The sequence below is a fragment of the Saccharibacillus deserti genome, from assembly GCF_013618475.1.
In the GTDB taxonomy this organism is placed as follows: Bacteria; Bacillota; Bacilli; order Paenibacillales; family Paenibacillaceae; genus Saccharibacillus; species Saccharibacillus deserti.
Window position 1 is genome coordinate 39868 of record NZ_JABJVN010000008.1, and the last position, 24099, is coordinate 63966.

24 protein-coding genes and 1 riboswitch are annotated in these 24099 nt (G+C 56.5%); all 24 genes read right to left on the minus strand.

Annotated elements, in window-relative coordinates:
- Positions 1–58 precede the first annotated feature (58 nt).
- The 24 genes from HOP44_RS18170 to prfA all read right to left on the minus strand — a co-directional run bounded on the left by HOP44_RS18170 (position 59) and on the right by prfA (position 23870).
- Positions 59–331: a DUF1146 family protein gene (locus HOP44_RS18170; RefSeq protein WP_425501896.1), complete on the minus strand. Its 273-nt coding sequence runs from the start codon at positions 329–331 to the stop codon at positions 59–61.
- A gap of 285 nt (positions 332–616) precedes the next feature.
- Complete coding sequence (locus HOP44_RS18175) at positions 617–1039, minus strand: F0F1 ATP synthase subunit epsilon (protein ID WP_172255992.1); 423 nt, start codon at positions 1037–1039, stop codon at positions 617–619.
- A gap of 31 nt (positions 1040–1070) precedes the next feature.
- Positions 1071–2471 carry a F0F1 ATP synthase subunit beta gene (atpD, locus tag HOP44_RS18180; protein ID WP_172255994.1) on the minus strand — a complete coding sequence of 467 codons (1401 nt, stop codon included), beginning with the start codon at positions 2469–2471 and terminating at the stop codon, positions 1071–1073.
- 24 nt (positions 2472–2495) lie between these two features.
- On the minus strand, positions 2496–3362 hold the full coding sequence (atpG, locus tag HOP44_RS18185) for an ATP synthase F1 subunit gamma (RefSeq protein WP_172255996.1): 867 nt from the start codon (positions 3360–3362) through the stop codon (positions 2496–2498).
- 276 nt (positions 3363–3638) lie between these two features.
- A complete protein-coding gene (atpA, locus tag HOP44_RS18190; RefSeq protein WP_172255998.1) occupies positions 3639–5153 on the minus strand; it encodes a F0F1 ATP synthase subunit alpha in 1515 nt (504 codons plus the stop codon).
- Between the two features lie 18 nt (positions 5154–5171).
- Entirely contained in the window at positions 5172–5717 is a 546-nt protein-coding gene (locus HOP44_RS18195; RefSeq protein ID WP_172256000.1) for a F0F1 ATP synthase subunit delta, read from the minus strand.
- Entirely contained in the window at positions 5714–6199 is a 486-nt protein-coding gene (gene atpF, locus HOP44_RS18200; protein ID WP_172256002.1) for a F0F1 ATP synthase subunit B, read from the minus strand. The genes HOP44_RS18195 and atpF overlap by 4 nt, the downstream gene beginning before the upstream one ends.
- A 122-nt stretch (positions 6200–6321) precedes the next feature.
- A complete protein-coding gene (atpE, locus tag HOP44_RS18205; RefSeq protein WP_087798618.1) occupies positions 6322–6546 on the minus strand; it encodes a F0F1 ATP synthase subunit C in 225 nt (74 codons plus the stop codon).
- Positions 6547–6670: 124 nt separating this feature from the next.
- A complete protein-coding gene (gene atpB / locus HOP44_RS18210) occupies positions 6671–7483 on the minus strand; it encodes a F0F1 ATP synthase subunit A (protein ID WP_172256005.1) in 813 nt (270 codons plus the stop codon).
- Positions 7476–7934: an ATP synthase subunit I gene (locus tag HOP44_RS18215; RefSeq protein ID WP_172256007.1), complete on the minus strand. Its 459-nt coding sequence runs from the start codon at positions 7932–7934 to the stop codon at positions 7476–7478. Before HOP44_RS18215 ends, atpB begins: the two co-directional genes overlap by 8 nt.
- Entirely contained in the window at positions 7927–8169 is a 243-nt protein-coding gene (locus tag HOP44_RS18220; RefSeq protein ID WP_172256009.1) for an AtpZ/AtpI family protein, read from the minus strand. Before HOP44_RS18220 ends, HOP44_RS18215 begins: the two co-directional genes overlap by 8 nt.
- 255 nt (positions 8170–8424) lie before the next feature.
- Complete coding sequence (wecB, locus tag HOP44_RS18225) at positions 8425–9597, minus strand: non-hydrolyzing UDP-N-acetylglucosamine 2-epimerase (RefSeq protein WP_172256011.1); 1173 nt, start codon at positions 9595–9597, stop codon at positions 8425–8427.
- A gap of 209 nt (positions 9598–9806) precedes the next feature.
- On the minus strand, positions 9807–10436 hold the full coding sequence (upp, locus tag HOP44_RS18230) for a uracil phosphoribosyltransferase (protein ID WP_172196349.1): 630 nt from the start codon (positions 10434–10436) through the stop codon (positions 9807–9809).
- Positions 10437–10731: 295 nt separating this feature from the next.
- A complete protein-coding gene (locus HOP44_RS18235; RefSeq protein ID WP_172256013.1) occupies positions 10732–12003 on the minus strand; it encodes an ABC transporter substrate-binding protein in 1272 nt (423 codons plus the stop codon).
- A 13-nt stretch (positions 12004–12016) separates the two neighbouring features.
- A complete protein-coding gene (locus HOP44_RS18240) occupies positions 12017–12853 on the minus strand; it encodes a carbohydrate ABC transporter permease (RefSeq protein ID WP_172256015.1) in 837 nt (278 codons plus the stop codon).
- On the minus strand, positions 12853–13734 hold the full coding sequence (locus HOP44_RS18245; protein WP_172256017.1) for a carbohydrate ABC transporter permease: 882 nt from the start codon (positions 13732–13734) through the stop codon (positions 12853–12855). The genes HOP44_RS18240 and HOP44_RS18245 overlap by 1 nt, the downstream gene beginning before the upstream one ends.
- Before the next feature lie 219 nt (positions 13735–13953).
- Positions 13954–15201 (minus strand): serine hydroxymethyltransferase, encoded by a 1248-nt coding sequence (locus HOP44_RS18250; RefSeq protein WP_172256019.1) that lies wholly within the window; start codon positions 15199–15201, stop codon positions 13954–13956.
- Between the two features lie 155 nt (positions 15202–15356).
- Positions 15357–15947 carry a TIGR01440 family protein gene (locus tag HOP44_RS18255; protein WP_172256021.1) on the minus strand — a complete coding sequence of 197 codons (591 nt, stop codon included), beginning with the start codon at positions 15945–15947 and terminating at the stop codon, positions 15357–15359.
- 168 nt (positions 15948–16115) lie between these two features.
- A riboswitch (ZMP/ZTP riboswitch) is annotated at positions 16116–16198 on the minus strand.
- A gap of 494 nt (positions 16199–16692) precedes the next feature.
- Positions 16693–17280, minus strand: coding sequence for a low molecular weight protein arginine phosphatase (locus tag HOP44_RS18260; RefSeq protein WP_172256023.1), 588 nt, complete (start codon positions 17278–17280; stop codon positions 16693–16695).
- A gap of 98 nt (positions 17281–17378) precedes the next feature.
- Complete coding sequence (locus tag HOP44_RS18265; protein ID WP_172256298.1) at positions 17379–18575, minus strand: L-threonylcarbamoyladenylate synthase; 1197 nt, start codon at positions 18573–18575, stop codon at positions 17379–17381.
- Between the two features lie 353 nt (positions 18576–18928).
- Positions 18929–20185, minus strand: a complete 1257-nt coding sequence (locus tag HOP44_RS18270) for an FtsW/RodA/SpoVE family cell cycle protein (protein WP_172256025.1) — start codon at positions 20183–20185, stop codon at positions 18929–18931.
- 102 nt (positions 20186–20287) lie between these two features.
- Positions 20288–21529, minus strand: coding sequence for an FtsW/RodA/SpoVE family cell cycle protein (locus tag HOP44_RS18275; protein ID WP_172256027.1), 1242 nt, complete (start codon positions 21527–21529; stop codon positions 20288–20290).
- Positions 21530–21897: 368 nt separating this feature from the next.
- The gene (gene prmC, locus HOP44_RS18280; protein ID WP_172256029.1) at positions 21898–22794 is read right to left on the minus strand and encodes a peptide chain release factor N(5)-glutamine methyltransferase; all 897 of its coding nucleotides are present in this window, start codon (positions 22792–22794) and stop codon (positions 21898–21900) included.
- Positions 22795–22799: 5 nt separating this feature from the next.
- Complete coding sequence (gene prfA / locus HOP44_RS18285) at positions 22800–23870, minus strand: peptide chain release factor 1 (RefSeq protein WP_172256031.1); 1071 nt, start codon at positions 23868–23870, stop codon at positions 22800–22802.
- Positions 23871–24099 lie beyond the last annotated feature (229 nt).

Below are 24099 nucleotides of genomic sequence, written 5' to 3' on the forward strand. Positions count from 1 at the left end.
CAAACAAACCTAATCACTGATTAACCCAAGCGTTCCGACTTAAAACAATTTCATGACTTTAAAAGCCCAATCTAAGCAGCTGCGACCATCCGATGTAATCCAACATGAATTTCGCGACGAAATGCCCGAGCACAATCGCCAGCAGTACATGCAGCATTTTCCCCTGCGGACTCTGCGGATGACGGGTAATCAAGTCGAGCTTCAAATTCTGCAGTGCCCACCAGGCCAGAATGATACAGCCCAGCGATACGACCATAGACAGAATGCCGGAGACCCCGGTTTGCGAGAAAGATTCGAGGGCGCTTCTCCCCATCTTCTTCACTCCTTTCATTCGTCTGGCCTTGCTTTGCATCCGCACATCTGTATTTTTGCGGACTCCTCTATAATACTGGGAAGTGAGCGAAGAATCCAGCACATTTCAAACAATTTTTACAAAAAGACGCCCATAACTTCCCATAGATGCCCGTTCTTTGCCTTTTGCTTGCTCGCTTAAAAAATGTAAGCGTTACATCCGAACCAAGCGGTTCCGGAGTCCTTTTCTTTTATCGGTTGGTATTTCCGGGGAAATAAGACTTGAGGCAAAAAAAAGCCGATCTCCGAAGAGACCGGCCTCGCTTTATTGGTTGACGGAATCCGTCGAAGTGACTCCGATTCGAGTCATGGCACGTTTGAGAGCGAGTTCCGCACGGCGGAAATCAACTTCGTCTTGGTGCATTTTGCCGCTTTCGAGACGCAGCTCGGCTCTTTCTCTCGCTGCGCGGGCGCGATCGACATCGATGCTTTCCGGCAGTTCGGCGCTTTCGGCCAGTACAACGACCTTGTCGCGGCGGACTTCAAGAAATCCGCCGTGCACAGCGATATGCGAACGTTTACCGTCATGCTGCACGGTAAGCGCGCCGATTTGAAGCGGAGCGACCGTGGCTACGTGGCCCGGCAGGACGCCCATATCGCCTTCTACGCTTTTGGCGATGATACTGGTGACATTATCGGAGTAAATCAGACGCTCCGGCGTGACGATTTCCAGCAAAAAGGTGCTCACTTCTATCCCTCCTCACCCGAAGCTTGGAAGCTTACAGGGTTTTCGCCTTTTCAACGGCTTCTTCGATCGTGCCGACAAAGAGGAATGCCGCTTCCGGCAGATTGTCGTGCTTGCCGTCGAGAATTTCGCGGAAGCTGCGGATCGTTTCCTTAACCGGCACATAACGGCCTTTGAGGCCCGTAAAAGCTTCGGCAACGTGGAAAGGCTGCGACAGGAAGCGCTGAATTTTACGTGCGCGCGATACGATGACTTTATCGTCCTCGCTCAGCTCGTCCATGCCGAGGATGGCGATGATATCCTGCAGCTCGCGATAGCGGGCCAACAGCTGCTTAACGCCTTGGGCAACGTCGTAGTGCTCTTCGCCTACGACGTCCGGAGCCAGAATCCGCGAACTCGAAGCCAGCGGATCGACGGCCGGGAAGATACCCATTTCGGAAATCTTACGCTCCAGGTTGGTTGTTGCATCCAAGTGGGCGAAAGTCGTCGCCGGAGCCGGGTCGGTATAATCGTCCGCCGGTACGTAGATCGCTTGGATCGACGTTACGGAACCGGTTTTGGTCGAAGTGATCCGTTCCTGCAGCTGACCCATTTCGGTGGCCAGCGTAGGCTGGTAACCTACGGCCGACGGCATCCGGCCCAGCAGGGCGGATACTTCCGAACCGGCTTGGGTGAAGCGGAAGATGTTGTCGACGAACAGAAGAACGTCGCGGCCTTCTTGATCGCGGAAATATTCCGCCATGGTCAGACCCGTCAGAGCGACGCGAAGACGCGCGCCCGGAGGCTCGTTCATCTGGCCGAACACCATCGCCGTTTTGCTGATAACGCCGGACTCTCTCATTTCGTGGTACAAGTCGTTGCCTTCGCGCGTACGCTCGCCAACGCCTGCGAATACCGAGATACCGCCGTGTTCCTGGGCAATGTTATTGATCAGTTCCTGAATCGTAACCGTTTTGCCTACGCCTGCGCCGCCGAACAAACCGATTTTACCGCCTTTTGCGTATGGAGCCAGAAGGTCAATAACCTTGATGCCGGTTTCGAGCATTTCAGCCTGTGTCGACAGTTCGTCGAACTTGGGAGGCTCACGGTGGATCGGGTTGCTGACGGCAGCTACCACTTCGCCCGCTTCATCGATCGGCTGACCGAGAACGTTAAATACGCGGCCCAGTGTAACTTCGCCGACCGGTACGGTGATCGGAGCACCCGTATCGACCGCCGCGCTTCCGCGCGTCAATCCGTCGGTGGAAGACATCGCGATGCAGCGCACCGTGTTGTCGCCCAGATGGTTGGAAACTTCGAGAGTCAGTTCGATCGTCTGGCCGTTTTCCGTCGCTTTTTGAACCTTGAGCGCATTGAGGATTTCCGGAAGCTGACCACGTTCGAATTCCACGTCGACAACCGGACCCGTGATGCTGATGATGCGTCCTGTATTCATGCTTGGTTTTCCCTCCTACAAGCTTCAGCTTTGTGCGGCGCTCGCGCCCGCCACGATTTCGGTAATTTCCTGGGTAATGGCCGCCTGGCGCGCCCGGTTGTAAGTCAATGTATATTCGTTGATCAGCTTGGATGCGTTCTTGGTTGCCGAACCCATTGCGGTCATCTTGGCTCCAAGTTCGCTCGCTTTGCCTTCCAATACGGCTTTGTAAATGAGCGTTTCCGCATAACGCGGCAGCAGCTCGCCAAGTACGACTTCCGCCGAAGGCTCGAATTCGTAGGACTGCAGCGCGCCGCCATCGAAGGAGACCGGCTCCATCGGCAGAAGGGCTTCAACCTGCGGAATTTGAGTAAGTGCATTCACGAACTGGTTATAGCATAAGTATAGGGCGTCAGTATGTCCCAGCTCGTAATCCCGTACCGCACGTGCGGCCACCGTTTTGATATCCGCAAAAGAAGGCGAATCGGACAATTCCGTTACCGTTTCCGCGATCTCGATCCCGCGTCTGCGGAAGTAATCGCGGCCTTTGCGGCCGATCACGTACAGCACGTACTCGTCCGGAGACGTATGCCGATCGCGAAGCTCGTTGGATACGCGGCGCAGAACGTTCGCGTTATAACCGCCGGCCAGACCGCGGTCCGAAGTGATGACGAGATAAGCCGTTTTGCGGGCTTCCCGTTTCTCCAGCATCGGATGACGGATTCCCGTACTTGCGGATGCGATACTCGCTACCACTTCACGCAGTTTCTCGGAGTACGGACGAGCCGCTTCCGTCTTCTCCTGCGCACGGCGCAGCTTGGAAGCTGCTACCATCTCCATCGCCTTGGTGATCTGGCGGGTATTCTGGGTACTCTTGATCTGACGCTTGATCTCGCGTATTCCTTTTGCCATTTTGTTCACCTCCAGACTTTGCGAAGCAAAGTCACTTCGTAAGCATCTACCACAGACTTTGCGAAGCAAAGTCACTTCGTAAGCATCTACCACAGACTTTGCGAAGCAAAGTCACTTCGTAAGCATCTACCACAGACTTTGCGAAGCAAAGTCACTTCGTAAGCATCATGCCCGATCAGGAAACGTACGCGCAAAGCCGCTCTCCCCTTGCGGAGAGGATGCGGCTTTACCCATTCGCAGCCCGAGGGCTTATCTTAAAGACCTGCGCAGCTGCGATTACGCCGATGTCGCAAATCCTTTTTTGAACTTTTCGATTGCGGCAACCAGTGCCTTCTCGTTGTCGGACGTCAAGTCTTTGGTCTGGATGATCGAGTCCAGGATCGCTTGATGTTCGGTCGTCATGTACGCGAGGAACTCGCGTTCGAAACGGCGAACGTCGGCAACCGGAATATCGTCGAGCATGCCTTTGACGGCCGTGTACAAACTTACGACCTGCTGTTCGACCGACAGAGGCTGGTTCACGCCCTGTTTGAGGATTTCCATCATACGCGCACCGCGGTTGAGGCGGGAGAGCGTCGATTTGTCGAGGTCCGAACCAAACTGCGAGAAAGCCTGCAGCTCGCGGTATTGAGCCAGATCCAGGCGCAGGGTGCCGGCAACTTTCTTCATCGCCTTGATCTGCGCGGAACCGCCTACCCGCGATACCGAGATCCCGACGTTGATCGCCGGACGCTGACCGGAATAGAACAGGTCCGATTCCAGGAAGATCTGCCCGTCGGTGATCGAGATCACGTTTGTCGGAATGTAAGCCGACACGTCGGAAGCCTGCGTTTCGATAAACGGCAGTGCCGTCAGCGAACCGCCGCCGCGGGCATCGCTCAGCTTGGCTGCGCGTTCCAGCAGACGGGAGTGCAGGTAGAAGACGTCGCCCGGGTAAGCTTCCCGGCCCGGAGGACGGCGGAGCAGCAGGGACAATTCGCGGTAAGCGGCAGCCTGTTTCGACAAGTCGTCGTAGATGACCAGCGCATGCTCGCCTTTGTACATGAAGTATTCGCCCATTGCGCAGCCCGCGTAAGCGGAAATGTACTGGAGCGGAGCCGGATCGGAAGCCGATGCCGTAACGACAACCGTGTATTCCAGAGCGCCGGTACGACGCAGCGTTTCCACGACCTGGGCAACGGTGGACTGCTTTTGTCCGATTGCGACATAGACACACTTCACGTTGTTGCCTTTTTGGTTAAGGATGGTATCAATTGCGATCGTCGTCTTACCCGTTTGACGGTCGCCGATGATCAGCTCGCGCTGACCGCGGCCGATCGGTACCATCGAGTCGATGGCTTTGATCCCGGTCTGCATCGGCTCATGAACCGATTTCCGGTCGATAACGCCCGGAGCGGAACCTTCTACAGGGCGGAAGTGCGGGGTATCGATCGGACCTTTGCCGTCGACCGGCTGTCCGAGCGGATTGACAACGCGTCCCAGCATGGCTTCGCCAACCGGAACTTCCATAATGCGGCCCGTACGTTTAACCTGGTCGCCTTCGCGGATATCCGTGTAAGGACCGAGGATAACGATACCGACGTTGTCTTCTTCCAGGTTGAGGGCCATGCCCATTACCCCGTTGGAAAATTCAAGCAGTTCTCCCGACAATACATTGTCGAGTCCGTGCGCACGCGCGATACCGTCGCCGATTTGAATAACGGTACCCACTTCGGCGACTTCGATTTCATTTTGATATTGTTCGATCTGGCTCTTAATCAGCGTGCTGATTTCATCAGGTCTGATACTCAAGTGGTTTCCCCCCTGTCACTATGCTTGTCTTTCAAAAGACTTTTCGAGACGGGCCAACTTGCCCGCCAGACTTCCGTCGTAGAGCGTATTGCCGATAACGACTTTCGCGCCGCCAAGCACGCTTTTGTCCACGATATTCTTGATCGTGATTTTCTTGCCGGTCAGCAGGCCAAACCGTACAGCCGCTGCCGATTTTTCTTCTTCGGTCAAAGGGAAAGCGGTATATACCATAGCGTCGGCCAAGCCGAGCGCCTCATTGGAGATCTGCTCGTAACTCTCGCGCAGTTCGCCGAACAGCTGTGTCCGACCCCGTTCGATCAGCAAATCGACCGTACGGATGACCGGCACGGATACGCGGCCTTCAAAAGCGCTGTTCAGCACTTTTTTCTTGTTTTCCACGGATACACCGGGCGAAGATACGAACTTGCGCAGGGCCGGATCGGACGCGAAAGCCTCAGCGATGGCACGCAGCTCGGCCTGAGTCTCGGTGACTTTGCCTTCGGCGAAAGTCACTTCGAAAAGCGCGCGCGCATAACGTTTCGCGACCCGCGTATCGCGGCTCACGACTTCGTTCCTACGTCTTTCAGATACTGATCGACCAGGCCTTCGTTCGATTTTTCGTCGATCTCTCTTTCGATCAACTTGGAAGCGATCTGTACAGAGACGCGTCCCACTTCGCCGCGCAGGGCAGCCATGGCTTTGTTCTTCTCGCTCTCGATGTCGCGGAGCGCTTCGTCTTTGAGGCGAACCGCGTCTTCCTTGGCCGAGGCGATCATCTGATCGGCCTGCTTGCCGCTGGTTTGTCTGGATTGTTCAATAATGTCGTAAGCTTCCTTACGCGCCTGCTGGAGAGCTTCTTTCTGTTGTTCCACGTATGCGGACGCTTCTTCGCGCGTCGCCGATGCCTCGTTCAACTGGCTCAGCACTAACTCCCGGCGCTTCTCCATGACGGACATCAGAGGTCCGATCGCGTAGCGGCTGAGCAGCCAGTAGAGAATCAGAAACGCGAGCAGCGTAATCCATATAGAAGACCATACAATATCCATCTGAGTCACTCCTTCCCAGTTCAATAAACGGAACATAGATAAGTTTATTTCAATACGTAAAAAGTACTCATTCCAAAAAGAAGGCGCGGAGGCTGTGCCATCCCCGCCCTACTAATTTTAAGTTATGCCGCGGCGTAGAAGATGAACGCCAGGACTACGCCGATGATCGGCAGGGCTTCAACCAGACCGACACCGATAAACATTGTCGTTTGCAGAGTCGATTTCGCTTCCGGCTGACGTGCGATACCCTCAACCGTTTTGCTGATGATCAGACCGTTACCAATACCTGCGCCGAGTGCGCCCAAACCGACTGCAATTGCAGCGGCAATCAATGCCATAGCTCCCAAATCCATTTGTGTAAGCCTCCTTAAGTATTAGAAAAATAATTGTTTATATAGCCAGCTTGGACAGCGGTTATGTACCCCTTATCCTTGCGTTGGACCCGTAAAACGGTGAACCTTTGGAATCAGGCTAATGCTCGTCGTGCGTTTCGATCTTTTGGGAAATGTAGACAAGCGCCAAAATCGTAAAAACGAAAGCCTGGATTGCGCCTACGAAAATACTGAATCCTTGCCAGATTGCCATCAAAGGAATGGAAGCGATCATGCCTACGACGTTGACGGCTGCCAGTTTCAAAATCACGCTGATCAGAACCTCGCCGGCAAAAATGTTGCCGTAGAGACGCATGCCGTGCGTCAGGAGACTAGAGAACTGCTCGATCAGGTTGATCGGGAAGAATACCGGATACGGCTCGAAATAGTGTTTGAAATAAGCCTTGGTATTTTTTGTGATGCCCAAGAAGTGCACTAGGATGAAAATCATCGCTGCCAAAGCCATTGCGACGGAAACGTCGGCGGTAGGAGATTTCCAGAACGCGATCTCCACGTGAGCTTCCTGTCCTGCGGCGGCTGCAGTGTTGAACGCTTCCACGGCGGTAATGATCGGTTGGCCGAAGATTGTCGCTTCTTCCGCGCTGTGAGGATGCATTACGATACCGAACGGAAGGCCCAGCATGTTGCTGACAAAGATAAACATGATAAGCGTCACGGCCAGCGTCACGAAAGGTTTGCCTTTTTTCATGTCCATCGTTCCGGCAATCTGATTCTGAACGAATTCGATGACCCATTCCATGAAGTTTTGGAGCTTGCCCGGATTTTCGACGGACATGTTACGGGTTGCCAGCTTGGCAATCAGAAACACGACCGTGCAGCTTACGACCAACATCAAAATGATGGAAAGATCGAAGCGCATATTTCCAAGCATAATTATTGGAGCTTCATGCATTTTTTTCACCCCTTTCTTCAGCCAGTTTCTCTTTCTCCCTCCGCTTTTCCTCAAAGTAGAGGGCTTCTGCCTTGGTATCCTTGCGCGTGACCAGAATGCCTATGATCAGCAGGATGATCGGGGCTGCAACCAGGCTTGCCATCAGCGCGATCAAATTGACCTCATGCGGAAATTCGATGGCGACGACAAGAGCCGCAATCGCCGCAATCGCTCTCCAGGCAAAGCCCAGACCGCCCCGAGCCTTTCTTCCTTCCGACACCGCGTCCGTAATTTTACGAACCCGGTGACCCAAATAATACGCGCTCATACAGCTTACGCTCGCTCCGAAAACTATGCCCAATACCACCGGGTGGTGATGGGGAGCGATCAGCATCCAACAAGCGCCGATCGCCAGGAGTGTATATGTAACGCGTGTAAGCCACCGCATGTATTTCGGTAATTCGCTAGTCATCGCTTCCCTCCAAAACTTTACGGACAAGCACGACTACGCCAAAGGCTCCACCGGCCAATCCAGCCAGGACGCCGAGACCGATCCATAGACTTGAACCGTCTGCTTTTTCGTTGATCCAACGCCCGAAAAAAAATCCGAGCAGTGTAAACGAAACAAGTTCGAAACCGATCGCGCTGACAAGCCCAATCGCTTTCCAAGGGCCGCTTTTTCTTTCCGGTGCCATACACTTCACCATCGCTTGTCAATCTCATAATCCTCATTCATTTTACTGAAAAGTAAGAGTTATTGTCAATTCGCCGAACTTTTCCTTTTTTGCCGAAATCCCTTGCAGATCAAGACTTTGTTCTGCCCAAAAGAAGCCGTCTTCACCTGCGAAAAATCGAAATCCGGCATACCGGCAAAGGGAAAGCGATCGTCCGAAACGCGACGGAACATTTTTTTGAAAGCGTATTAACCGTACAGCTATACTGTATACTGTTTACCCGGTAAATCACAATGCAACTTCGGGACCATTTGTGTCTATTGTGTGAAATTCTTCCGGACGTTCCGTTTTAAATCCGAAACTGTGAAGAATCGCATTGACAATACGTTGCGACGCTTTGCCGTCTCCGTACGGGTTGGCGGCCCGGCTCATGGAGTCGTACAAGGTGGAATCGCTAAGCAGGGCTTGAGTCCGTTGATACACCTTCTCTTCTTCCGTTCCCACCAGCTCAAGCGTGCCGGCTTCGATGCCTTCCGGACGTTCCGTCGTATCGCGCAGAACAAGTACGGGCACGCCGAACGAAGGCGCCTCTTCCTGCAGACCGCCGGAGTCGGTAAGGATCAAATGGGTATGCGGATAAAAATTGTGCAGGTCCACGACGTCTAGCGGATCGATCAGCGAAATGCGCGGATGATTGCCGAGAATTTCGTGGGCAGGCTCTTTGACGGCGGGACTCGGATGGACGGGATACACGATCGCCACGTCTTCGAACTCGTCGGCGATCCGCTTGACCGCGCGGAAAATATTGCGGTGCGGTTCGCCCTGCGACTCGCGGCGGTGGGCCGTCATCAGAATCAATCGCTTGCCTTTGGCCCAATCGAGCACCGGGTGGGTGTAATCGGGCCGCACGGTATATTGAAACACATCCGTAACCGTGTTGCCTGTGACAAAAACGCTTGACTTTGACTTGTTCTCTCTGGCAAGGTTCCCGCCGGACCATGAGGTCGGCGCAAAATGCAGATCCGCGAGAACGCCGGTCAGCTGGCGGTTCATTTCTTCCGGATACGGCGACAGTTTGTTCCAGGTACGCAGACCCGCTTCCACGTGGCCGACTTTGATCTGCTGCATGAAGGCCGAGTAGCTCGCCAGGAACGTTGTCAGGGTATCGCCGTGCACAAGCACGATATCCGGATTCGCTTCGCGCAGTACCGGCTCGAGGCCCTGCAGGACACGGATCGAAATTTCGTTCAGCGTTTGGCGGTCTTTCATGACGTCCAGATCGTAATCGGGCGTGATCTTGAACACTTCCAGCACCTGGTCGAGCATCTGCCGATGCTGGGCCGTGACGCAGACGATCGATTCAATTTCTTCGGGATGCTTCTCCAGCTCGAGAATGAGCGGAGCCATTTTGATCGCTTCCGGGCGCACGCCGAAAATGGTCATGACTTTGATTTTCTTCATCGGTTTGTTTGCTCACCTTTCCGCTCGGTATCCGGCTGTTCGGGCAGCCGGTCCGGTCGATGCTCAAATGAATTCCTTCATTAAATAAAGCGCTTTTTCAAATACGGAAACCGCACCGCTTTTCACGGCCTACGCGGGAGACTGCCGATAAGGCGTTTCCTGCGAAGCCTGAGACAAGAGCAGTCCGGTGCAGTTCGTGTTCCCTGCGTTTACTTGGTGCCGTACAGACGGTCGCCCGCATCGCCGAGACCGGGCACGATGTAACCGTGGTCGTCCAGTCTTTCGTCGAGCGCGGCCACATAGATATCCACGTCCGGATGGGCTTCCTGCACCGCTTTCACGCCTTCGGGCGCCGCGATCAGGTTCATCATTTTGATCTGGGTGCAGCCGCGTTTCTTCAGCACGTCGATCGCCGCGATTGCGGAACCGCCGGTTGCCAGCATCGGATCGATCACGATCAGCTCGCGTTCTTGGACATCCGTCGGCAGCTTGACGTAATACTCGACCGGCTGCAGCGTGTTCGGATCGCGGAACAGACCCACGTGACCGACTTTTGCGGCAGGCAGAAGTTTCAGCACGCCGTCAAGCATGCCAAGACCCGCGCGCAAGATCGGTACCAGGCCGAGCATACGGCCCGAGATGACTTTGCCCTCGGTTTGCGTAACCGGCGTTTCGACCGGAATCGACTCCAGCGGGATTTCGCGCGTAATTTCGTACGCCATCAGCGTTGCGACTTCGTCGACAAGCTCCCGGAAATCTTTCGTGTTCGTGTTCACATCTCGGATAAAAGTCAGTTTGTGCTGGATCAGCGGATGATCGCAGATCACCAGTTTACTCATAAGGTTCGTCCCTCCGTACAAGGTTAGGCTCCGTCTATCCGGCGCCGGTTTCGGAAAATCCGTCTCGAATTCCGTTTCGGGTGCAGGGTCCCGCGGCACAAGACTGGCCTGGGTGCACCGTAAATCTTGTCCATTATAGCACTCCGGCGCTCCTTGTGCATCCGCATTAAACGGTCCGACACAAAAACGTGTCCTTTTTCCCCAATCCTCCCCTAACGCCGCCGCCCACAGAAAAAGCCCCGGCCGAAAAGATCGGCCGAAGGCGTTGTGCGGAACTTTTTTGGGCCCGGGATTGTTATCGGACTTTGAGATTGTCGTAGGAAGCTTGAAGGTTGTTCAGCAGCTGCTCCCGCGTATCGCGGCCCGCAATATAGGACTGCATCTGATTGGCGTAGTCCTGGGGCGTTCCGATCGGCAGCTGCTGGAAGTACCAGTTGAGCGCTTTGCCGCCTTGGATATAAGCGGTCAGATCGCTGCCCAGAGGTCCGATTTCTTCGGAGTTCGTCTTGATATGGTTGAACGCCGGGATAAACTGGAATTTCTCGGTCAGGAACTGCTGCCCTTCCGGCGTACCGGCCATCCAATCGAGCAGCTCTTTCGCTTCTTCCTTGACCGGCGAATCCTTGTTGATGACCCAGTAGGTCGGCACGCCCACGAACAGTTTGTCGTTGGCCTGCGCGTCGTCGCTGATCGGCATCGGCATCATCCCCACGTTCAGATTGGGATTGATTCCGTCGAGCGTCGGCTGCACCCAGTTGCCCTGCTGCGTCATCGCCGCTTCGCCGTTCGCGAACGTGGACATCTGCGTATTGTAGTCCGTCGTCAGCGGATTGGCATTGCCGTATTTAAGCGTCAGATCCAGCAGATCCAGCCAGCCGTCGAAAATCTTGTTGTTCACGATATCCGCGCTGCCTTCGTCGAGCTTGGTCATGAACGCTTCGGGATCGTCCTGCCGGGCAAAAGGAACGTTCACGTTATGGTTGCCGAGCACCCACCACTCCGCGTACGCGTTGACGAACGGCGTATAGCCGGCGTCTTTGATCTTTTTTGCCGCGTCTTCAAGTTCGCTCAGCGTTTTCGGAATTTCCGTCACGCCCGCTTCCTTGAAAATATCTTTGTTGTACAGGAAACCGTAGCCCTCGTAGTTCAGCGGAAATCCGTACAGTTTGCCTTCTGCGCTCATCGGGTCTTTGGACACCTGATCCATGTGGGCGACCCAGGGCTGATCCGACAGGTCTTCCAGATACTCCAGCCACAGATCGCGCTCCTGGAAGCCGCTGATCGTGAAGATGTCGGGTTGGGCCCCTGCGGAAAAACGCGATTTGAGCGAAGCCGCGTAATCCGTGCCGCCGCCGACCGACTGGATATTCAATGTCACGCCGGGATGCGACTTCTCGTACACCTGTTTCATTTCCTGCAGCTGATCCGAGATTTCGACTTTGCCCTGATAGATATTGATTGTTTTGGTTCCGGCTTCGCCGGCGCTGCCGCCCTGCGTACATCCGGAAAGCGCGGCTGTCACGGCCAGGGCGAGAGCGGGCAGAAGCATGCGTTTTTTGCTCGACATTGTATTCTCCCCCTTACCCTTTCACGGCGCCGGCCGCAATGCCGGACACAATGTATTTTTGCATAGCCAGGAAAAAGACGATGACCGGAGCGATCCCGAGCACAAGAGCCGGAAGCGCCAGGTCCCACTGCTTGGTATATTGACCGAACAGCATGTAGGTGGCAATCGGAATGGTCTGGAGATGTTCGCTCGTCAGGATCAGGGAAGGCAGCAGGTAGTCGTTCCAGATCCAAAGCGTGTTCAAGATAATGACCGTCACGTACATGGGGCGCATCATCGGATAGACGATCCGGAAAAAGACGCCGTATGTGCCGGAGCCGTCTACCCGCGCCGCCTGCTCGATTTCCAGCGGAATCGCCTTCATGCTGCCGTGGAACAGGAAGACCGACAGCGGGGCGCCGAAACCGATATAACAGACGATAAGTCCCCATAGGCTGTCGCTGAGGCCGAATCGGCTCGTAATGTCCGTCAGCGGAAGCATGATCGACTGGAACGGAATGACCATCGCCGCGACGAACACGCCGAACAGAATCCGGTTGAACATCGAAGGACGGCGTACCATTTGGTAAGCGGCCATCGAACTGAGCAGGACGAGCAGCAGATTGCTGACCACGGTAATGATGAGCGAGTTTTTGAATGCCGACGGGAAATGGATCGCTTCCCAGCCCGCTTTGTAATTCTCCCACTGCAGGGCGCTTGGCAGAGCCGCGGCATCGGACAGAATCTCCCCGAACGTCTTGAGCGAGTTCGACAGCAGGAAATAAAAAGGAATCAGGAACAGCAGGCCGACGAGCACAAGCAGAATCTCGAGGATCAGCGTCCCTATGCGGTATCTCGATTCTTGTTCCATTACGCTTCAACCTCCCTGCTCTTGGTAGCCCGTACCTGAATGGCCGTGATGATCGCGACGATGACGAAGAAGATGACCGCTTTGGCGGTACCGAGGCCGAGACGGCTGTTGGTGAACGCTTCGCGGTAGATGTCGAGCGCCACGGAGCGGGTTGCGTTAAACGGTCCGCCGTTGGTCAGCGCCAGATTCAGGTCGAACATTTTGAACGACCAGGAGATCGTCAGGAACAAGCAGACCGTAACGGCCGGCATGACGAGCGGGAAAATGATCTTCCAAAGTACCTGCGTGCGGTTGGCTCCGTCGATCTCGGCCGATTCCAGCACGTCTTTGGATACGTTGTTCAACGAAGCGATATAGATGACCATCAGGTAACCGGCATACTGCCAGACGAACACGATCACGATCCCCCAAAAAGCGGTCGGTTCATTTCCCAGCCAGGGAAGGTTGAAAAACCCGATCCCCGTCGCTTCGCCGATCGCCGCGAAACCGCGGACGAAGATGAACTGCCAAATAAACCCGAGCAGCAGGCCTCCGATCATGTTCGGCATGAAAAAGACGGTTCGCAGCACATTTTTGCTCTTGAGCGGCTTGGTCAGAAAATAGGCCAGGAAGAATCCCAGCAGATTGGTCAGCAGAACGGCTACCACCGTAAAGCGTACCGTAAACCAGAAAGCGTTGCGGAATTCCGGGTCCGCCGTGAAGACATGAACGTAATTGTTCAGCCCGACGAATTCCAGATTCCGCGAGACGCCGTTCCAGTTCGTCATGGAGTAATAGATTCCGAGCAGGAACGGAATCAGGACGATCAGAGCGAAAAAGATCGTCGTGGGTCCCACGAATACGAGCTGCTGTGTCAGCTGCGAAAGTTTTTTGCGGCTCAACCAAATTCCCTCCTCTGTCAGCATGTTGTCGATCTCCGAGCAATAGAGCAATATCAAACGTACTTTTTATATACCCCGTTTTACCGGATTTCTTTCAATTTCGGGCAAGAACCTCGAATCTCTCCCACCGCTTCCTGTTGTTATGCACGAAAAAAACGCCAAAAAGCCCCGGCTCGGAAAAGCCGGGGCGGGTCGGACAGACCGCGTCGAAACGTAAGATTAGTACTGCAGATTCGGGTACAGCGGGAAGCGGTCGGTCAATTCTTTGACTTCCGCACTTGCTTTGGACAGAACGGCTTCGTCTTTCGGCGATTTCAGCACGGAAGCGATGATGCGTCCGATCGATTTCATCGCGTCCTGGTCCATGCCGCGCGAAGTGGCGGCCGGCGTGCCGAGACGGATGCCGCTCGTGATGAACGGGCTTGCCGTGTCGAAAGGAATGGCGTTCTTGTTGACCGTGATGCCGACGGAATCGAGCACATGCTCGGCTTCTTTGCCGGTGATGCCCACGCCGCGCGTATCGATCAGCATCAGGTGGTTGTCGGTACCGCCCGACACGATCTCGAGGCCTTCCGCCATCAGCGTCTCGGCCAGCACGCGGGCGTTGTCGATCACGTTCTGCGCGTACACTTTGAACGAAGGGTCCAGCGCTTCGCCGAACGCGACGGCTTTCGACGCGATCACGTGCATCAGAGGTCCGCCCTGCGTGCCCGGGAACATCGCTTTGTCGATCGCCTGCGCCCAAGGCTTTTTGCACAGAATCATGCCGCCGCGCGGTCCGCGCAGCGTCTTGTGCGTGGTAGTCGTCACGAAGTGGGCATGAGGAACCGGCGACGGGTGCAGACCCGCAGCCACGAGGCCCGCGATATGCGCCATGTCAACCATGAACAGCGCGCCGACATCATTGGCGATCGAAGCCAAAGCTTCGAAATCGATCGTACGCGGATAAGCGCTTGCGCCGGCTACGAGCATGCGGGGGCGGTGCTTGAACGCCGCTTTGCGCACTTCGTCGTAGTCGATACGGAAGTTGTCTTCGCGTACGCCGTACGCCACGAAGTTGTACAGGATACCCGAAGCGTTAACCGGGCTGCCGTGCGTCAGGTGACCGCCGTGGGCCAGGTTCATGCCGAGAACGGTGTCGCCCGCTTTGAGCGCGGCCAGATAGACGCCGAGGTTCGCCTGCGCGCCGGAGTGCGGCTGTACATTGACATGTTCCGCGCCGAACAGTTCTTTGGCACGGTCGCGCGCCAGATCTTCCACGATATCGACATGCTCGCAGCCGCCGTAGTAGCGCTTGCCCGGGTAGCCTTCGGCATATTTATTGGTCAGCACCGAGCCCATCGCTTCGATCACCGCTTCGCTGACGATATTCTCGGATGCGATCAGCTCGATGTTGGCTTTTTGACGGTCCAGTTCGAGTCCCATTGCTTTCAGTACGGCCGGGTCGCTTTTTCTCAAGTTCTCCATGTTTACGTGTTCCTCCCTGGGTTTGAAAAGTATCGTCTGTACGGGTCATCGGATAAAATCGGACAAGTGTCTGCTCACTTCACTGCCGCGCCGCGGCGAAGCCTACGCTTATCTTCCGGGCAGGCTCTGCACCGAACCTGCCCGGTTTGCTGCTGCTATTCGCAAAAAGTCGAATCCGCTTCCTCGGGGATCCGGTACATCGCCCGTTCTCCGCCGATCAGCGGCGGACGGGTCAGCGCGGCATTGACGCGGGCTTCGCCGATCTGCCGCACGGACAAGCGCAGCGGAACCGCTACCCGCCGCAGATGCATCCCGATCAGCGTCTCGCCGATATCGATTCCGGCATGAGCCTCGATCGTCTCGGCCAAAGCCGGATCGGCCATGGCGCGGTAAGCGGCGGAAGCCATCGAACCGCCGGCTTTGGGAACCGGAACCGCCGAGACTTCGCGCAGATTGAGACGCTCAAGCACCGGCCGTTCCAAGACAAGCGCCCGATTCAAATGTTCGCAGCATTGATAAGCGACGTCGAAGCCGAACTCGGCCTGCGCCGCACCGATCCCTTCAAGCAGCGACTGCGCCACATCCAGCGCTCCCGAAGTTCCGATATGACGTCCGGCTACCTCGCTGGTACTCGTGCCGACAACCAATATTCGGCCCGGCTTGAGTCCCGCCGTCTGGGCCAATTCCCGGACCGCAAGCTCCGCCTGTTCCCGGATCGTATCTCCGCTTGTTTGTTTCTTCTCCATGCTCCCACTCCTTCGCTGTCGCATTCGCCGTCAAACCGGCCGCAGGTGTATCCGGCATTTCTCTACCGATCATAACGCCGAATGGAAACAAAGGAAAGCCGCCGTGCAGGTGAAACCCGCCGTTAAAAAAACAAAAAGAGCGACCTCGCGTAAAAAATACGCGAAGCTGCTCTTTGCCCAGGCGACCGGCCGATAACTCCGGTGCTCCATCGTGGTTGAACCCACATTTGTCGCCAGTTACACCGGATCTGTAAATTTAAGTTCATCATAAGGGAACAACCGGCAAAAATCAACTTAAAAATCGAGGAAAACCCGGACGAAAACCGTCGGAGGTCGTTTGGCGTTCGGAAGAAGGCATCGGAAGATGCTTAAGAGATCAAGCAGGCGATCGAGAGAGACCGGGAGCAAGAAGCCGATTGAAGGACTTGTAAGCGCTGCAGCCCCGTTTCAAAAAGCCAACGAATCCCCATCACGCTAAACACGGGTTTAGCCGCTTCTCCGATTTCTAACGAATCGTCAGACTCTTATTCGCCACGATCAGCTTCAAAAACCGGTTTTACTCCCAAATAGAGTGACTACGATTCGTTAAAAAGGCAAAAACGCCAAAAACCCTCAAATAGCGTGACGAGGGTTCGTTAGGCGTCTTTCTATTCCGTCAGGAAGCAGGAAGCTTCGTTCAAGCGTATTGAAACGTACCGGAGTTCGTTTGATATCGTCGAGTCTTAAAGCTTATCGCTTTTCCTCTTTACAGCCTGCCTTCTAGTTCGAGCTTGTCGAGCAGCCGGTCCAGCGCGGTACGGATTTCGGCAGCCGTCGACTCGTAATCGTCGCGCGAGCCGCCGAAAGGATCGGAAATGTCGAACAGCGGAATACGCTGCCGCAGTTCGATCATTCGCTGCAGCGCCGCCGGTTCGGGTTCTTGGCCCAGGGCACGCGACAATTCGGAAGCCGCTGTCAGGCTGTCGAACTCTTCAAGGTCCCCGAGTACGTTCGGATCGTTTTCCACATATTCCTTGAGCGTGTAGGTCCGTTCGTAAGCGGACGGAAAATGCCGCAGCACATGGCTCTTGTGCGATCCGGTGAGCGTAAGGATCAGATCCGCCCACTCGACCAACTGCGCATCAAGCGGCGAAGACGTCAATCGATCGGCGATGCGGTGATCGCGCAGCACCGCTTCCGCATGGCGGGACATCGGTACGCCCCGGGAAGCGGATACGCCCGCGGAGCGCACCTCCAGTTCCACACCGCGTTGGCGCGCCATCTGCCGCAGCAGCGCCTCCGCCATCGGACTGCGGCAGGTATTGCCGGTACATACGAATAATATGCGTTTCAAGCGAACCGTCTCCTTTACCCGAAAATGAAAATGCGGATTTGTATCTGGGTGCGAACAGCGGCCGGGCAGTCTCCGGGCAGCGGACAGACTCCCCGGGGTTAGACCCGGTGAATCCGTCCGCCCGCGGCCTTGCTCAGCCGGTTCATCACGGCCGAACCGATACCCTGTTCGCTGCAGCCTTCGGCCAGCATGTACGTGGTTCCTTCTTCGTCAAACCGCCGCAGCGCCGCATACAGCCGCGAAGCCGCCTGCCGCAGATCGAGCAGGCTGCCGAACGGCAGCGCGACGTCCGCCAGGTCGCGGTAAGACTCCAGGTGCTCGTCGAACGCGAGCACCCCGGTTTTCTCGCCGCGCTCCCGGGCGGCGGCGAGCCGTTCGCGGATCTCGTCCGCGGCCGCTTCTTCGGCGCCCAGCACCACTTCGAGCCGGCCGCTCGGCGCGTAGTGCGTGTACTTCATGCCCGGCGAACGCGGCGCTTCGTCCGCGCCTACGGGCACTCCCGCGGACAAGGCTGTATCCGCGGGAGTGCCGCCAAGCGCAGCGGGCGGCGCGGCGGCACCGGACCGCGCGGCGTCCGGCGCTTCTCCCCGCGGCCCGGCTTCGCCGCGGGCCGCCAAGACCTGCCCCGCGGCCGCAGCCGCCGCGGGATTTATATCCGCGGTGTCATCCGCGGATACGGCGCGAACTTCCGCGCCGAGCACCCGGCCGATATCCTCGGCCGGAATGCCGCCCGGGCGCAGCACGGTCGCACCGCCTGCGGCGTTCGTCCGCACGACGGTCGACTCGACGCCCACGCCGGACGGCCCTCCATCGACAATCCCGTCGATGCGGCCGTCCAGATCCTCCCGCACGTGGCCGGCGAGAGTGGGACTCGGGCGTCCCGAACGATTCGCGCTCGGCGCCGCGAGCGGACAGCCCGACGCGCGGATCAGCGCCAGGGCAATGCCGTGATCCGGCATCCGAACCGCAACCGTGTCGAGTCCCGCCGTTACTTTCGGCGACAAAGCCCCAGGCCGAACCGGCAGAACCAGCGTCAGCGCTCCCGGCCAGAACGCATCCATCAGCTTCCGGTCCGCTTCGGTCACTTCGAGCACCAGGGCATCAAGCTCGACGCGATCGGCAATATGCACGATCAGCGGATTGTCCGACGGGCGGCCTTTGGCGGCGAAGATGCCTTCGACCGCAGACGTACTGCGGGCATCCGCCCCGAGCCCGTACACCGTTTCGGTCGGAAACGCGACCTGCGCGCCCCCGGCCAACAGTGCAGCGGCTTCGCGAATCGATTCGTCCCCCATCCACAGCAGCGAAGCGGCCTGAGAGTCCTCCCCGCAAAGACTCTCCCCGCGAGCCGTATCCCCGCCTCCGGACAGGCCGATCTGTACGGCCGACGGCGCGGAAGGCGGCGATCCGGCCGGCTCTCCGCCGCCCTGCAGACGGGCCCAGCCGGATTCCGAGCCCTGTTCTTCTATCCGATTGTTCCCCGTGGAACCCTGCGGCCCGACGGTCCAGATTCGGGTTCGTCCTTGTCCTTCAAGACCTGCGTTCATGTTTTAACCTCTTTCCTCCGCTTGAATCACTTTCCCGGAAGCGGCAGAAGACCGGCACCTTTCGGAGACGGCCTTCGCATACTCCGGAATCTTGGCCGGAATTATTCTTTTTCGCCGCGGGCGGTACCCGTACGTCCGAACCCAAGAGGCGGAAGCTTGAATGGGCCTCCGCTTTTTTTGTCGGCTTCGTCCAGATGGTCGGTTCGCAGCGTATTGTCCAATCGGATCGTTTCCTGATTGTGGACATGGATACTCATGACGATACCCATACAAGCCATATTGATCAGCAGGGATGTCCCTCCGTAGCTGATAAACGGCAGCGTTATACCCGTGATCGGCATCAAGCCGATATTCATCCCCACGTTCTCGAAAATCTGGTACAGGAACATGGCGACGATCCCGACGATGATAAAAGGTCCCGCACGGTCCCGGCATTCCAGCGCGATCACGATCATCCGGTGGATGAGAATGAAATACAGCAGCAGCAGAAAAGCCATCCCGATAAACCCGAATTCCTCGCCCACGACGGTAATGATGGAATCGGCGTAGGTATACGGCACTTTTTGCGACAATTCGCCGTTCATATAACCTTTGCCCAACATGCCTCCGCTGGCGATCGCTTCGAGCGCGTTTTTAGCGTGATAATCGTCTTTGGCCGCGCCCGGCAGCAGGATCGGATCCAATCGGGTCAAATAGTGCCTTTGTTCCGGCATATTATCCTTCATGAAGCTCACGATATCCGCATGGAAGGTTCGATAAGCGGTCACTCCTCCGTAGAGCAGTCCGCCGGCCAGCACAATAAAGATCAGCGCATGCGTATATTTTACGTTCCCGATCCACAGCAGCGCAGCTACGATAATCGCGTAGCAGAGCGCGTTGCCCAGGTCGTTCTGCGCAATAACGATCAGGAACGGCAGCAGCACTACGAGACCGACAGGCACAACGTCTTTCCAAAACCGCAGTTTATCGCGCTGTTTGCGAACCAGGAACGCGCCGATGCCGATAATGAGGATCAGTTTGAACACCTCGGCGGGCTGTACGCTTACCCCGACATTGATCCAGCCTCTTGCTCCGTTGATCACGACGCCAAGCGGCGACCAGACCAGCATCAGCATCCCGATTCCGACGATATACAAATACAAAGCGTATTTGACCAGCAGCCGGTAATTGAAAAAAGTCATCCCTACGACCAGAATGAATCCGAGCACGTAGTAAGGAATCATTTTCATGGCCGAATTCACAATTTTCGTATCCGACGAATCGACCACTGCGCTGTGTATGACCGCGACCGAAATTCCCGCGAACATCAGCAAAATGGTGATAATCGTCCAGTCGATATTTTTGATCTTGCCCAGCATCGCCGCAGCCTCCCCGGTAATACGCGCAGTGCCGCCGCGTATCGGTAGATTTCCAAATCGATCAGCGTTCCGCCTATCGGAGATGTTCCCCGCGCTTTCGCGTTACGCTTTGCCCGAACGGCCCATGCGCGACAGTGCCGCTCCGATGCCTCCGTCATTGCTCGCGCCTTTGACATCGGCAAATTCCTCTTTGACGACATCTTCTTTGGTACAGGCCCGGATGCTCATCACGACGCCGATACTCGCCATATTGATCAGCAGCGATGTGCCGCCGTAGCTGATAAAGGGCAGCGTAATCCCGGTCAGCGGCATCAAACCGATAAACATACCGATATTCTCGAAGATCTGGTACATGAACATCGCCACGATGCCCACAATGATATAAGAGCCTGCCCTGTCCCTGCATTCCAGCGCAATCACGATCATCCGGTGGATCATGATAAAATACAGCACGAGCAGCAGCGAGATGCCGACGAATCCGAACTCCTCGCCGATCACGACAATGATCGAATCCGAGTACGTATACGGAATCAGCGAACCGGTCGGATTCTGCACCATTTCTCCCTGTTTGAAGCCCTGGCCGATCATCCCGCCGCCCGCGATCGCGTACTTGCCGTTCTTGGTCTGCCACGAAGCGTCGCGGCTCGCCTCTTCCGGCATCAGCCACGGATCGATCCGGTCCAGCCAGTGTCCCCGATCCAGCGTATTCTTCATAAAGTCCGACACCTGGTCGTGGTAAGTCACATAAGCTTTGATTCCGCCGAACAGCAGTCCCGCACCCAATACGAAGATAAGAAACGCATGCAGAAACTTCAGGTTGCCGATCCAGAGCAGACCCAGCAGAATCAGCACATAACTGAGCGCATTCCCCAAGTCGTTCTGCATCATCACAAGGGCAAACGGTACAAAAGCGACGATTCCGATCGGGATGACATCCGCGAAAAACCCCAGTTTGTTTTTATTTTTGCGGGCCAGCAGCGAAGCGATCGTAATCACGAGCGCCAGCTTGAACAGCTCCGCCGGCTGCATGCCGATCGGACCGAGCTTCAGCCAGCCTTGTGCGCCGTTTTGCGTCTGTCCGAGCGGGGTCAGGGTCAGCAGGAGCAGCAGCAGGCCTCCTCCGTACACAACCCAGAAATACTTGGTGTAGAGCCTGTAATCGACCAGCGTCATCAAGAAGACCACGCCAAACCCGAGAATGTAGTAAAAGATCATCTGCGTATCCAGACCCCTGAACTTGTCGCTGTTGGCGACCGCGCTGTGCACGACGGGAATGCAGATGCCCATCATCATCAGAAGAATCGTAATCAGGGTCCAGTCGGTGTGTTTCCATTTCGTCAGCATGCTGTACGTTTCCTCCGAGAAGCCTGTTCAAGGCCGGTTATTCCCTCTTGCCGCGTATGCTTGCACACGCGCCGCTCCGCGGGCCGCAGCGCAGCTCCGTCGGCTTTTCTCCGGGTTGCCCGTCGAACGGGCCCTGCTCCCCCCTGCCGAACATGGCCGGATAACGGCGGTTCCGGCAGCGGGCTTCGTCTATATATTGTAGGGCATAATAAGCCCCTTGTCATGTCGACGACAAGCGGCGCATCCATCCCTGCGAACGCGTCAAGAAGGCGAGAAGCATCGGCGGCTCCCCGCTTCCGTTCCTCGCCTCCTTGATCGACCGATTTCAACCTGCGGCTGCCCGGTATTTCAGCGGGTCCGATCCTGCGTCAAGCGATCCCGATCACATGCCGGCCGATCCCGGCCAGATCGAACACGGTCTCGACGGAAGTCCAGCTGCCGCGCGCACGCAGCATGCTCTCCACGGCTTCCGCCTGCCCCATGCCGAGCTCGAACGCGATCAGCTTCGGATCTTGCTGCAGCAGATCGAGCTGCTTCATCATTTCGCGGTACGGCCACAGTCCGTCCGGTCCGCCGTCCAGCGCCCCTCTCGGCTCGAAATCACGCACTTCCGGCTGAAGTTCTTCGATATCGGCGGCCGGGATATACGGCGGATTCGAGACCAGGATATCAAAAGTCCGGCCTGCGAACGGCTCCAGCAGACTGCCTTCGCGGAATTCGACGTCCGCGCCGAGCCGCTGGGCGTTGCGCTGGGCTACGCCCAGCGCCCCTTCGGAGATATCGCTCGCCGTGACGACGAATTCGTGCCGCAGCAGCTTCAAGCTGACGGCGATCGCGCCGCTCCCGGTTCCGACATCGAGCACGGAAGGCGAACCTTCCGGCCACAGCGTCTTCGCCCGGGTCAGCACCGCTTCGACAAGCAGTTCCGTTTCCGGACGCGGAATCAGCACTTCCGGGGTAACTTCGAACGTAAACCCGTAAAACTCCTGGTCGCCCAAAATGTACTGCGCCGGTTCGCCGTCGCCTTTGCGGGTGACCGCGTTCTCGCAGCGCTCCCCGAACTCGTACGGGAAAGGCTCGCGCAGCGCCATCACGTACTGCGCTCCCGACATCCCCAGGATTTCCTTAAGCAGCAGCCGCGTATTCTCGTCGGCTTCTTCCACGCCCCGTGCCCGCAAAAAAGAAGAAGCCTCCGCAAAGGCTTCCCGGAGCGTCAAGCCTTCGCGCAAATGAAAGCCGCCCCGGCCCGAACGTACTCTGTTCAACAGATTCAAACTCCCTTTTCGTCGATCAGGTCGGTCTGTTCGGCGATCGTCAGCGCGGATACGATCTCCTGGATATCACCGTTCATGATCTGGTCCAGCTTGTGCATGGTCAGGCCGATACGGTGGTCGGTGACGCGGCTTTGCGGGAAGTTGTAGGTCCGGATCCGTTCGCTGCGGTCGCCCGTGCCCACTTTGCTTTTGCGTTCGCCGGCGTATTTGGCTTCTTCTTCCTGGCGCATCACGTCGTAAATCCGGGAACGAAGCACCTGGAGCGCTTTTTCCTTGTTCGAGTTCTGCGATTTGCCGTCCTGGCAGGTTGCCATGATTCCGGTCGGAATATGCGTGACGCGCACGGCCGACTTGGTCGTGTTGACGGACTGCCCGCCCGCTCCGCTGGAACAGAACGTATCGACGCGGATATCTTTGTCGCTGATGATGATATCGACTTCTTCGACTTCCGGCAGCACGGCTACCGTCGAGGTCGACGTATGGATCCGCCCGCCCGACTCGGTGGCCGGGATCCGCTGCACGCGGTGTGCGCCGCTTTCGTATTTCATTTTGCTGTAGGCGCCGCGGCCGTTGATCATGAAGATGACTTCCTTGAAGCCGCCCAGATCGCTTTCGTTCACGTCCATCAGCTCGACTTTCCAGCCCTGCGCGTCCGCGTAGCGGCTGTACATGCGGTACAGATCCGCCGCGAACAGCGCCGCTTCGTCGCCGCCGGCCGCGCCGCGGATCTCGACGATCACATTCTTCTCGTCGTTCGGATCTTTCGGCAGCAGCAGCACGCGGATTTTTTCTTCCAGCTCTTTTTTGCGTGTCGACAGTTCGTCGATCTCCATTTTGACCATTTCACGCATCTCGTCGTCCAGCTTCTCGCCCTGCATTTCTTTGGCGGCTTCGAGACCTTCGACGACGAGTTTATATTCCGAATAGGCTTCGTACGACGGCTGAAGATCGGACTGCTCTTTGGAGTAGTCGCGCAGCTTTTTGGAATCGCTGGCCACGTCCGGGTCGCACAGCAGTTCGCTCAATTTATCGTAACGGTCAACCAATGCCTGCAATTTATCCAACAAGGTGGATCACCTCTTTGTATTAGATTGGAAATTCCGGATTTAAGTCTATCGTGTTTCTGTTTTATTCCCGCTTGTACGTACACGCCCATGAATTTCATCACCTTGTCTTCGTCTTCCGGACCTGCAAAGAAGAAAAAGGTAGAAAAAGAGCCGTTTGCATCGGTGTGCAACGACTCTTTATTATAACACGGGCCTCCAAGATTGCCTATTGAAACTTCCTCTTAAATCT

What these genes read in the sequence shown, in the direction of transcription:
- atpF (WP_172256002.1), bottom strand. Translation starts at nt 6,199, where the DNA reads ATGGATATTGTATGGTCTTCTATATGGATTACGCTGCTCGCGTTTCTG.
- wecB (WP_172256011.1), bottom strand. Translation starts at nt 9,597, where the DNA reads ATGAAGAAAATCAAAGTCATGACCATTTTCGGCGTGCGCCCGGAAGCG.
- HOP44_RS18275 (WP_172256027.1), bottom strand. Translation starts at nt 21,529, where the DNA reads ATGCTGACGAAATGGAAACACACCGACTGGACCCTGATTACGATTCTT.
- HOP44_RS18240 (WP_172256015.1), bottom strand. Translation starts at nt 12,853, where the DNA reads ATGGAACAAGAATCGAGATACCGCATAGGGACGCTGATCCTCGAGATT.
- HOP44_RS18270 (WP_172256025.1), bottom strand. Translation starts at nt 20,185, where the DNA reads ATGCTGGGCAAGATCAAAAATATCGACTGGACGATTATCACCATTTTG.
- HOP44_RS18215 (WP_172256007.1), bottom strand. Translation starts at nt 7,934, where the DNA reads ATGACTAGCGAATTACCGAAATACATGCGGTGGCTTACACGCGTTACA.
- HOP44_RS18235 (WP_172256013.1), bottom strand. Translation starts at nt 12,003, where the DNA reads ATGTCGAGCAAAAAACGCATGCTTCTGCCCGCTCTCGCCCTGGCCGTG.
- HOP44_RS18265 (WP_172256298.1), bottom strand. Translation starts at nt 18,575, where the DNA reads ATGGGGGACGAATCGATTCGCGAAGCCGCTGCACTGTTGGCCGGGGGC.
- atpB (WP_172256005.1), bottom strand. Translation starts at nt 7,483, where the DNA reads ATGCATGAAGCTCCAATAATTATGCTTGGAAATATGCGCTTCGATCTT.
- HOP44_RS18220 (WP_172256009.1), bottom strand. Translation starts at nt 8,169, where the DNA reads ATGGTGAAGTGTATGGCACCGGAAAGAAAAAGCGGCCCTTGGAAAGCG.
- HOP44_RS18255 (WP_172256021.1), bottom strand. Translation starts at nt 15,947, where the DNA reads ATGGAGAAGAAACAAACAAGCGGAGATACGATCCGGGAACAGGCGGAG.
- HOP44_RS18250 (WP_172256019.1), bottom strand. Translation starts at nt 15,201, where the DNA reads ATGGAGAACTTGAGAAAAAGCGACCCGGCCGTACTGAAAGCAATGGGA.
- upp (WP_172196349.1), bottom strand. Translation starts at nt 10,436, where the DNA reads ATGAGTAAACTGGTGATCTGCGATCATCCGCTGATCCAGCACAAACTG.
- atpG (WP_172255996.1), bottom strand. Translation starts at nt 3,362, where the DNA reads ATGGCAAAAGGAATACGCGAGATCAAGCGTCAGATCAAGAGTACCCAG.
- atpD (WP_172255994.1), bottom strand. Translation starts at nt 2,471, where the DNA reads ATGAATACAGGACGCATCATCAGCATCACGGGTCCGGTTGTCGACGTG.
- HOP44_RS18170 (WP_425501896.1), bottom strand. Translation starts at nt 331, where the DNA reads ATGAAAGGAGTGAAGAAGATGGGGAGAAGCGCCCTCGAATCTTTCTCG.